Consider the following 10,733-nt stretch of genomic DNA (forward strand, 5'->3'; position numbering starts at 1 on the left):
TTAGGGTTTGCTGTTGAAGTCCAGCTTTCATAGTTTGCAAGGGTTTCATTGTATTGAGATGTGCTTAAGTGCACGAAAAAGTGGCTAAAATGCTTAAAACCCTTGCACCTACTCAGGGAAATGTACCGACAATCATCACCTGGCCAGTTATCTTTCGAAGATTTTTATCTACCGTTTGGGGGCAAATTATCGTCGGAGAATCGCTGGGTGAAACTGGCCGAGATGATCCCATGGGATGAGTTCGAATCAACCTATGCTAGCCAGTTTAGCGAGGATATGGGAGCGCCAGCGAAGGGCTTTCGGATGGCTCTGGGCGCATTGATTATCAAAGAGAAATTGGGTACCAGCGACCGAGAGACGATAGACCAAATACGAGAGAACCCGTATCTGCAATATTTTCTTGGACTGCATGAGTACAGCGACACGCCCCCGTTTGATGCGTCGATGCTGGTTCATTTTCGCAAACGAATCCGTGTCGACCTGGTGTCAGCGGTCAATGAGTCGGTGGTTGAAGCAGGCATGGCCCCCGCCTCCGCCTCATCTGAGGACAGTGCATCCGAGAGCGATGATGACTCAGATCCACCAGCCCCGCCATCGAGTGGCAATCAAGGTCAATTGATTGTGGATGCGAGTTGTGCGCCTGCCGATATTCACTATCCGACTGACCTCGATTTACTCAACCAAGCGAGAGAGCACAGTGAACGGCTCATTGATGAGTTGTATCAACAGGTAGCAGGCTGTCTTCCAAAGAAGCCTCGAACGTATCGACAAACCGCCCGCAGAGACTACCTCAGGATTGTGAAACGGCGCAAGAAGTCACGCAAGTTGATTCGTAAAGGCCTCCGACAACAACTCAACTATGTGCGACGAAACCTAGGGTACATTGACCGGTTAATCAAAGCAGGCGCAACGCTTGCAGCGCTGAATCCACGAGAGTACAAGACCCTGTTGGTGATTTATGAGGTCTATCGCCAACAACAGCACATGTATCAACACAAGCAGCGACGGATTAATGACCGCATTGTGAGTATTTCACAGCCCCATGTACGACCCATTGTGCGCGGTAAAGCCGGAACCCCCGTTGAATTTGGAGCCAAATTCGCCATGAGTTGTGTGGCGGGCTATGTGTTTCTCGACCGTCTCAGTTGGGATAACTTTAATGAATCCGAAGACTTGATACCCCAGATAGAACGCTTTCGCGCCCGCACCGGACACTATCCCGCCTCAGTGCATGCCGACCAGATTTATCGGACACGCGATAACTTGAGGTGGTGTAAACAGCATGGCATCCGTCTAAGTGGTCCGCCCTTGGGTCGACCGTCACTCGATGAAGCTCAACACGCCTTCCTCCGACAACAAGCCCGAGACGATGAGAGTATTCGAGTCACTGTCGAAGGTAAGTTTGGTCAGGCCAAACGACGATTTGGACTCGGACACGTCATGGCCAAACTCGCCCAAACTGCTGAAACCATGATTGCCATCACTTGTTTGGTGATGAACTTGGAGAAACGGCTACGCCGTTTTATTGGCTTGTTTTTGATGGGGGTGATCCGCTTACTCCGCCGCTCTCAGGCAGATGTGAGACCCTTTACAGACACCTTAAGCAAGGACTGGCTGAAAAGGCTCGACCCTGGGAAAGGGGCTACTGACCCTGGCTGGGCTGCTGGATAATCCCTGAGATTTCTATTGAGTTTTTCAGCAAACCCTAGTTATGATTGACCAAATCATCTGGGTGGGTGGGTTTATGGCCTTTAGCTCCATCAGCGTGGTGTTGAATTCGCTACTCCTACGTTGGCAATTGAGGTAAAGGGATTGATTTTTGATAGCGTGTGGTGCGCCTTTAGCTTACTCATTAGCCAGATATCCCTAATGCTTGCGCGAAGCTTGCTTAAGCCAAAAGAGAATTAGCCAATCAACGATGCGATCGCTTAACACGCCCTGCAAAAATTTCAAAACCTTGGCATCGACTGTAGTGCAGTAAACGGTTTTGGGGCGTTTGGCGATGGCTGCTGCCACCATAGCTTTTACCGTACTGTCTACTCCAGGAGCCTTGGCATAACTCGTGGCCATAGAATGCCTGAAGTCATCAACTAAAGGCAAATAATCAGCGGGATGCTCAACGTGATCCAGTAAATCAAACGCAACACGATCAAACCCTGTTTTAACTATTCCAGGCTCAATAATAATCACCTCAATCCCAAGATCTCTAACCTCCTGGCGTAATGCCCTGGCAATACCAGTTATGGCATGTTTAGTTGACGCATACCAGCCTGTGCACGCTATCGAGAGATGACTGGCGAGGGAAGCGGTGAAAATAATTCGACCACTTTTCTGCTGACGCATAGCGGGGAGCACAGCCTTGAGGACCCTTGCCACACCAAAAACATTAACGTCGTACTGGTTTTGGATTTCTTCTATAGCGATACTTTCTATTGTTCCATAAGCCCCATAACCAGCGTTCACAAAAACAACATCGATACGCCCTTGCTCCGCAAGTATCTGTTCTACACTTGCTATGATCGAGGCATTATCTGTCACATCCAACCCTAAGAGATGTGCCTTCTGTATAAGCAGATCTTGCATTTTCTCAACACTTCGAGAGGTGGCATAGACAATGCAACCCAGTTCTAACAGCATCTCTGCGGTTGCTTTTCCAAATCCTGACGAGGCCCCAACCATCAGCACTACTTTGGACTTGATTGACACTGCTACTAACTCTCCTTAGAAATCAGCTCAAATACTGATAGGCATGACGCATACACTGGATACTCATTTGGAAAACATTACCTAATTCACGGATAAACTCCAATAGTCTTGCCTCATCCTCTGAATCAAAAGGCATGTCACCTATTTTGTTGATGATCTCGATAACGGCAATCACTTCACCTGTTTGGAAACCAAAAACTGGTAGGGCCAATATATTTCGAGTAATAAAGCCAGCATCTTTATCAATTTGTGGATTAAAGCGATGGTCATCATAGGGGGATGGAATATTGAGGACTTCTCCTGTGATTGCAACATATCCCGCGATCCCAGTATCAAGCGGCATCTCAATTGCAAAAAGATTATTATCTTCATCTATGGCGGTATTGGTACGCAAGACCTGGTTCGAGAGATCCACTAAGAAAACGGCAACTCTCTCTACTCGAAGGGTTTGACCAATCTTGAGGAAAATAACCTGCAGCAGAACTTGAAGCTTTTGCTTTAACACTGATTTGTCAGGAGATACAGCAGAGTCTAAAAAAGATTGAAGTTCCTGGTTAAGTTGATCTAGAAAAGCAATAAATTTATCTGTGGATAGAGAGTCTACTCGTCGCCTTAATTCATGGGCGTTTTGAATCAACGATTGATGCCGAGAAACATTGGTTTCTCGCGCATATAAAATACTGGTTTCCAGAACATTTCCTAGAAATTGGGTTAACTCATAAAACCTGGTCTCATCTGCCTGGTCAAAGGCTGCATCACCAATTTTGTTGAGGGCCTGGATAACGGCACACACTTCACGACTAGAGTTAAAAATCGGCATACAAAGGATACTTCTTGTCCTAAACCCAGTATCCCTATCAACTTGAGGATTAAATCTAGAATCGTTATAGGGGTTAGGAATATTTAGACTTTCTCCCGTCGTAGCAACATGACCGGCAATACCAGCATTTAAGGGAATTTCAATATTAATCGGTTCTCCAGAGGCACTGCGTGCGCTTTGCGACCAAAGCTTATACCGATCTCTATCTACCACGAAAAAAGTTACTTGTTGGGCAGCTATCAGCTGAGAAATTTTAATAGAGACCGCCTGTATAATCAAGTTTAGTTTTTGATTGACAGAACGGTTTTTGAGCAGGTTCATCGTACTTAGAATCTGCTCGAATTCTTTATTAAGCTGCTTCAAGAATATGGAAAATTGCTCAATTGATAATGGATCAATCAATGTTCTAATTTGACTGGTTTCCATTTGAAAAATTTCCGACATCAAGTTATTGATGTTCAGCAACAATTCACCCTTGGCCTGGGATAAACGACCATCTTCTAAACTAATAATTCGATCAGCAATATCAAGAATTCGATTATCGTGGGTCACTAACACAATGGTGCAGCCTTGCTGTTTGGTGAGCTGCTGCATCAGCTCAACGACATCACGTCCACTGCTTTTATCTAAGGACGCAGTAGGTTCATCCGCTAGTAGAATTTTGGGTTGATTGACTAGGGCACGGGCAATGGCGACACGCTGTTTTTGCCCTCCCGACATTTGGTGAGGATAGCTTGTTATCTGGGGCTTTAAGCCCACAGATTCTAGCATCGCTTCTGCCCGATTCTGGGATCGTTTTCTTGATAGGCCAGGGTTTAGCTTTAGTGCCATCTCAACATTTTGTCTGGCGGTAAAGAAGGGCACTAAATTATGGTGCTGAAAAATGTAGCCTAGCTGATGGCGCAGTTCTAGCCGTTTGCGATCGCTCGCTTTAGAAATATCTCGATTGAGAACCATTAAACAGCCTTCTTGGACTGATCGTAAACCGGCAATTAATGTAAGTAGCGTAGTTTTACCAGACCCTGAAGGCCCAGTTAGAATAACAATTTCTCCAGATTCAATGGAAAGGTTAATGTTATATAAAACCTGCTGACGTAGTGTCCGTCGACCATAGTAATGATTAAGGTTTTTAACCTCTATAATGGTTTGCTTAGTCATTGGCTCAGCACACGAAATAAAAAATTATTCAGACTAGACTCTTACCTAAAGAGATCAGCAGGATCGGCATCCTTTAGTTTTACAATTGCTACAATACTTGCTAACGCACAGGTAATAAACGTTAGCACAAGGACCAAAGCAGCTCTGCTAAAACTCATATCCATAGGCAGCCGAGTAGCGCTCTGAACTAAATTAAAGAGATAGAGACAAAAAATATATCCGGGAATATACCCCAGAACTGCCATTAACATGCTTTCTTGGAGAACTGTATTGATCAAATATTGGTTTGTATAACCAATTGCCTTAAAGGTGGCATAGACAGATAGATAATCTGAAATTTGGGTAAATAGGATTTGATAGACAATTACTCCCCCAAATATCGAACCAATGACTGCCAATGTATTAAAAATGAACCCAATGGGTGAACCCGTCGTCCAATATTTTTTCTCATTGGCAATCAGTTCTTCTTTTGTCAATACTTCTATTCCTTTTGGCAAAATACTGACTATCTCCTGTTTAATGGCTTGAGGATCTACTCCCTCTTCTAAATTAACCAGTCCTAAACTCACTTTAGCTAGGGAAAAGCCTAATAAATTTGAATAGTTAAAATCACTCGTAATCAGGATACCATTAGCGGATAAAATGCCTCCTCCTAAGGTAAAAAGACCTGCAATGGTAATTTTTTTATCTGCTATTTCTGTTGTAAACGAGCCTTTCTCCTGAACTTCTTGGATGATAGGCCCATATCCAGGCTTAGCCAGCTGATCATAGAGCCATGTGTTAGACCGCGTTATGACATCCAGCTGCTGATTAATTTCAGGCAGATTAAATACAGGGCGCTCAGGATCAAAGGCAAAAATAGTAATTTGTTTTTGCGCTAATGTTTCTGGGTTTTTGAAGTTGGTCCAATTCATATAAAATGGGCTGGTTTCCGTGACGCCACCAATAGCGGCTACTCGATCCATCACCCGCCGAGGAAATCCGCGCGCGCTTAGCGCCCAAAAATACTCCAATTGCCCCGGTTGTATAAATAAATCAGCTCTCAGAGATTTATGAATCGTAACTGCATCCTCAAAAATGCCATCACGCAGTGCCGTGGTGGTAAACATCAGCGTGACCGAGAGCATGACACTTAACAAGCTCACAAACAGACGAGACTTCTTATGGGTGAGTTGGAGCCATGCTTCTGATGTAAAGAAATTCATTGGACCGAAGCAGTGATTTGAATGGTAACGTCGGCTTCCATATGAATGAACTGGGTCACTTTCTCACTATCAGATGGGTTAAGACGAATTTCCACTTCAAAGACCCTGGCATCAATTTCCAAGGCCGGATCATTATCAAAAACTTCTTTTTGCCCTATTTGATGAGAGATCTTTTCCACGGTGCCCTGAAGTTCATCAGATAAGGCACTCAATTTGACCGTGGCAGCTTGTCCTGCCTGAATTTTGGCAATATCGGTCTCATATACTTCAGCCAGGATATACATCTCCTGGGTTTGTCCTAAATCCACAATGCCATTCTGACCCATTTGCTCACCTGGCAAAGTATGAATTTTTAGAATGCGTCCAGCTACTGGAGCTCGAATACGGGTTAGTTCCAAGTTGGAAGCAGCTGTTACAGCGGCGGCGGTAGCGGCTTTAAGTTCAGCTTGAACAACAGCTATATCCACTGGACGCACCTCCTCTAACCTTTCTAGAGTGGCACTTTCACGGCGGATCTGCTGAGTACGACTGGACTGAATATTTTCTAATTGAGCTTTTACCTCATTCAACTGGGCCTGGGCAACCTCAAACTGTTCTTGCTTGTCATCTAAGTCAGAAATACTGATGGCACCATCTTCGTAAAGAACTTGAAAACGTTGATAAGCCTTTTCCGCATTCTGCAATTCAGCCTGCATACGCTCAATCAAAGCCTTTTTCTCAATCACTTCCGCACGCAATTGAGCTTCTAAATTAGCAATCTCTGCTTCCTGGGCAGCAATATCTCCAAGTTTAGCTTCACCAGCCAAGACTTTATCCAGCCGAGCTTTGGCCACTGAAACTCTCTGTTCGGCCATAGCTAACTCTGCTTGCTGGGAATAAAACGTATCCAACAAGGCAATTATTTGACCTGCTGTTACCTCATCCCCTTCTTGAACATTCACTTCAGCAATTCGTGCACCAAACAACTGAGACGGGCCAGATAAACTGATGACGCCGCTCTTGGGGATCACACGCCCTAAAGCAACAACCGTTTCAGGTTTATTGGCATTAATTTCAGGGACCTCTGGCAATGATTGCACTGGCTCAGAAGCCTTGGGAAATAGATGCCTATGCACTGCCAATGCAATCATTGCCAGTGTAATACAAGCAATGGCTAGTTTATATCTTCGCTGCATTGTCAAGTGAATTGAACTGATTTACTGAGCAAATAACTATTCACCAACATGGAATCAGTCCAAGGGCTATGGCTGACGAGTTTAGCTGGGAAATGGCCGAGTGAAACAGAAACGCTTGCCAAGATATTTTTTACTCTTTAATATACAGTTCCTCTACTTAAGAACAGCTTGCTTATTGAACCAATCTAGGGCTGTTTTAATTTTCTTTGGCTTTTCCTTATACACCACCACAATAGGGACAAGAATCTTATCCTCTGCTGCATCACCCAACTGGTATTGGGTACGTTCTAAAACTTCCTGAACTTCATCCATTAATTTCCCGCGACCTTTTTCAAGCTTCTTGATATTCTTTTTGCTCGTCTTACCAAGATTAACAACAACAGGCATTTGAATATTTTTCATGGTTCCTAAAAATCCTGACTTTGGTTCGGTTAATGGCTAAGCATGATCAGCATCATGCAACAAGTTGCTCTAATTCAGAGTGAGAAACTAATAAACTAAATATTAATTATGGTACATGAAATAATCTCCTATGGAGAGGTAAAGCCAGGAGGGCATAGAGACAAGCGATAAAGCTCGGGATCAAAAGAGTTGACAATGTGTTTTGTACAGGTGTTCTATAGAACACCTGTACATCCAAAAGCTGGAATTTAATCGGTCTTGCTTTCTAAGATGATTGGAATATAAAATCTCCTTGCCTACATTAACAAATTCAAACGTTCTTATATAAAGAAGACTTATACATGAAAATAACGTTTTCTTTTGAGAATATAGATAGATCCTTACATTTCTAATCATTCAGCCATTTATAACTAAATGATTAAATTCGAGCAGGTAAACGACCACTTCAAAATAAATCAATTCAAATAAATTTAAAATAATTCAAATGCATCATTGTGTTTTTAAAAAAGTTTAAGAATCATGGGTAAGAATCGTAAGCGACCTCGAATTAAAGTGATCAAACCCATAAACGTTAACGGTGACAATGGTTCATCACCAACAGCTTACACAAACTTGCCCAATATCAAACGATCATCATCTTCCTATCGCGTCCAAAAGGCTGTTAGCAGAGGCATTCAATCATGGCTTTCTCAAACCGCTAAGCCCTCTAAATCTCGCTTGATCAAACGGAAAAGGCGATCTCAAAAAGTTTTAGAGACTAACTCCCTCGAACCATGGGAAAACAATAGACCCGAATCCCATAGTTCCTCGAAGGGGATTGAGGATGAGGCCCCTATTCGCTCCATGCAACGTCGCCAACAGTTAGGTATAAATCCCGATATTTATGGTAGCCCACCACCGATGATGAGCATCATGCAAATCCAGGTGAGTTTTCTGCAGGTACTGATGAGATTGGGGGTGTGGATATATGCCATCGTTAAATTTTGGACTCTCATATTTTGGGATTGGCTACAACGAAAAGATTCGGTAGAGCGCCGCGCCCAGCGGGTACGGATCATATTACAAAGCATGGGGGGGATTTTTATTAAACTTGGTCAACAAATGGCGATGCGGGTTGACCTATTGCCCTACCCTTACTGCCTTGAGCTATCTAAACTTTTAGATAAGCTACCGCCCGAAACAACAAAGCATGCCATCCAGGTGATTGAACGGGTTACCCAAAAACCTTTAGCAGACACCTTTACTCAGTTTGACCCAGAACCTATTGGCTCTGCCTCAATTGCCTGCGTTTATCAAGCTGTTTTACACAATGGCGATAAGGTGGCAGTCAAGGTACGTCGCGCCAATATTGGCAAACTTATGATGGCTGATTGGCAAGCCCTGAATTGGCTGTTAGGGATAGTGGAACTGTTAGCCATTGTTCGCCCAGGCACCACCACCTATTTAAGAGCCGATTTACGGGAGGTCATCCTGGGAGAATTAGATTTTCGCCATGAGGCCCGATACCAGGAAGTTTTTCGTAAAACGGTGAAAGAATCGAAAAATTCCTTTATCAATGCACCAAAGGTCTATTTTGAACTGCTGAGTGAAGATCTTCTAGTCACAGAATTTGCATCTGGCGTTTGGCTTTGGGAAGTTCTAGCTGCCATTGAGCAGAAGGATAAAGACGCCCTTGCCTATTTGGAAAGCATTGATATCAACCCAACAATTGTGGCCAAACGGTTAGCTTGGGCAAATTGCTGGGGTAATTTAGAAAACATTATTTTTCATGCTGATCCCCATCCAGCCAATATTGTGATTCGGCCTGGCAATAAACTAACGTTTATTGACTTTGGGGCCTGTGGGACCATGAGTGAAAAAACTCGTCGTCATAGCCAACGACTTAATTACTGTTTTATTAATAAAAATGTTCGAGGCATGGTGCAAAGTGCCATCAGTGTCTTAGAACCCTTACCTCCCATTGATGTCGATTCATTTGAGCGTGAGTTAGAGCTGATTTATTGGCAAGTTGTCTTTGCATTTGAGTCTAAACATGCAGAATGGTGGGAACGGACATCGATGACGGCCTGGTTAGGGGTGATGAAGCTGGCTGGAAAGTATCAAATTCCAGTAGCTCGCGACACGTTGAATTTGGTGAGGGCAACGTTACTGTATGACACCATCGTAATGCGGCTGGATAGCAAGATTGATTCTATCAAGTTGCTGACTAAGTATCTGAAATCCATGGGTAAACAGTCGCGAAAACGGATACGCAAACAGTCACGGAATCTATTCAATCAAGAGCAAAGCTATACGCAACTGGAAGAATGGTTCAGGTTAGCCGATACAGCCCGTAATCGATTGGAACAGTTTTTGGATTTCCCAAAATATACCTTTACCTCTTTGGTGGATAAGCTGTCTTATGCTGTTTCTAATATCATGTGGACGGTTGGATTTATTTTGATAGTGGGGGTGGTGTTTGCGATCGCAATTGCAGGCATCCAAAACATCCAGGGAGACATGCTCCTCCAGGGAGAGCTTATCAGAAAAGTTTTATCCAACCGTCTGTACCAAGGCTTTATGGTAGCAATAGCCATCATTAGTACTCGTCGTATTTGGTTTCGGGTTCGAGATCGATCCATTCGTCGTTAGTTCGTCGGTTTACAGGGGAACATGGTGAGCGTCATCATTCCCTTATAAGATCTAGATCACACCTATGGCCTCCTTTACTTAAACACCTGAATAAACCTGAATTGAAACCTGAATAAACCTGAATTTTTCGGGATGTTTTCTGTCGGGGAGTTTTCTGATAATAGATTCAACGTTGCACAGGAGCTGTGCGACTCCTAATCACTAAACCGGAGACTATCCCATGCAATCCACATCCAAACCCCGCTGCGTTAACATCTCTCCTAAGGAATTTCTAAACTTACCTAACCGACCTATTCTCATTGATGTTCGCATGGAGATAGAGTACAAGACGTTTCGAGCTCCCAATGCCAGGTTAGTGGGGATGACTGACGTTCTCTTGGGTCTACGGTCTAAAGAAAGTCGAAAAAATCGCTGGCCTCAGTGGCTACAAGATTTGACTAAAAAGAGAGATACCCCTGTTGCCATTATCTGCCTGGCTGGCCAACGTAGCTATTTAGTAGGAGAGCAACTGGCTAAAGCCGGGTTTAAGGAAGTTTATAACATCCAGGGGGGCATGATGGAATGGTGCCGTCTAGGCTTAGATGTGGAAAAGGGGGAAGCTGATGCAATCAATGCTGTCGTTGCAGCGGCATAGTT

8 protein-coding genes are annotated in these 10,733 nt (G+C 43.9%); 3 read left to right on the plus strand and 5 right to left on the minus strand.

The features are described 5' to 3' along the window. The first annotated feature begins 120 nt into the window (after positions 1-120). Positions 121-1,671 carry an IS5 family transposase gene (locus U2F10_RS34825; RefSeq protein WP_499871961.1) on the plus strand — a complete coding sequence of 517 codons (1,551 nt, stop codon included), beginning with the start codon at positions 121-123 and terminating at the stop codon, positions 1,669-1,671. 195 nt (positions 1,672-1,866) lie between these two features. Here the strand turns inward: U2F10_RS34825 and U2F10_RS34830 are convergent, their stop codons facing one another. From U2F10_RS34830 to U2F10_RS34850, 5 genes are all read right to left on the minus strand, one after another. Then, positions 1,867-2,706: an SDR family NAD(P)-dependent oxidoreductase gene (locus U2F10_RS34830; protein WP_163665560.1), complete on the minus strand. Its 840-nt coding sequence runs from the start codon at positions 2,704-2,706 to the stop codon at positions 1,867-1,869. A gap of 22 nt (positions 2,707-2,728) precedes the next feature. Then, a complete protein-coding gene (locus U2F10_RS34835; RefSeq protein WP_163665562.1) occupies positions 2,729-4,684 on the minus strand; it encodes an ATP-binding cassette domain-containing protein in 1,956 nt (651 codons plus the stop codon). A 41-nt stretch (positions 4,685-4,725) separates the two neighbouring features. Further along, on the minus strand, positions 4,726-5,889 hold the full coding sequence (gene devC, locus U2F10_RS34840; RefSeq protein ID WP_499874748.1) for an ABC transporter permease DevC: 1,164 nt from the start codon (positions 5,887-5,889) through the stop codon (positions 4,726-4,728). Next, entirely contained in the window at positions 5,886-7,064 is a 1,179-nt protein-coding gene (locus U2F10_RS34845) for an HlyD family secretion protein (protein WP_499874750.1), read from the minus strand. The genes devC and U2F10_RS34845 overlap by 4 nt, the downstream gene beginning before the upstream one ends. A gap of 153 nt (positions 7,065-7,217) precedes the next feature. Continuing rightward, the gene (locus U2F10_RS34850; RefSeq protein ID WP_163665568.1) at positions 7,218-7,466 is read right to left on the minus strand and encodes a DUF6200 domain-containing protein; all 249 of its coding nucleotides are present in this window, start codon (positions 7,464-7,466) and stop codon (positions 7,218-7,220) included. A gap of 519 nt (positions 7,467-7,985) precedes the next feature. Here U2F10_RS34850 and U2F10_RS34855 point away from each other — a divergent pair. Then, positions 7,986-10,097 carry an ABC1 kinase family protein gene (locus U2F10_RS34855; protein ID WP_163665570.1) on the plus strand — a complete coding sequence of 704 codons (2,112 nt, stop codon included), beginning with the start codon at positions 7,986-7,988 and terminating at the stop codon, positions 10,095-10,097. Positions 10,098-10,317: 220 nt separating this feature from the next. Next, positions 10,318-10,731: a rhodanese-like domain-containing protein gene (locus tag U2F10_RS34860; RefSeq protein WP_499874752.1), complete on the plus strand. Its 414-nt coding sequence runs from the start codon at positions 10,318-10,320 to the stop codon at positions 10,729-10,731. Positions 10,732-10,733: the final 2 nt, after the last annotated feature.

Origin of the sequence: Leptothoe sp. EHU-05/26/07-4 (assembly GCF_043421015.1) — a bacterium.
GTDB lineage: Bacteria > Cyanobacteriota > Cyanobacteriia > Phormidesmidales > Phormidesmidaceae > Leptothoe > Leptothoe turfae.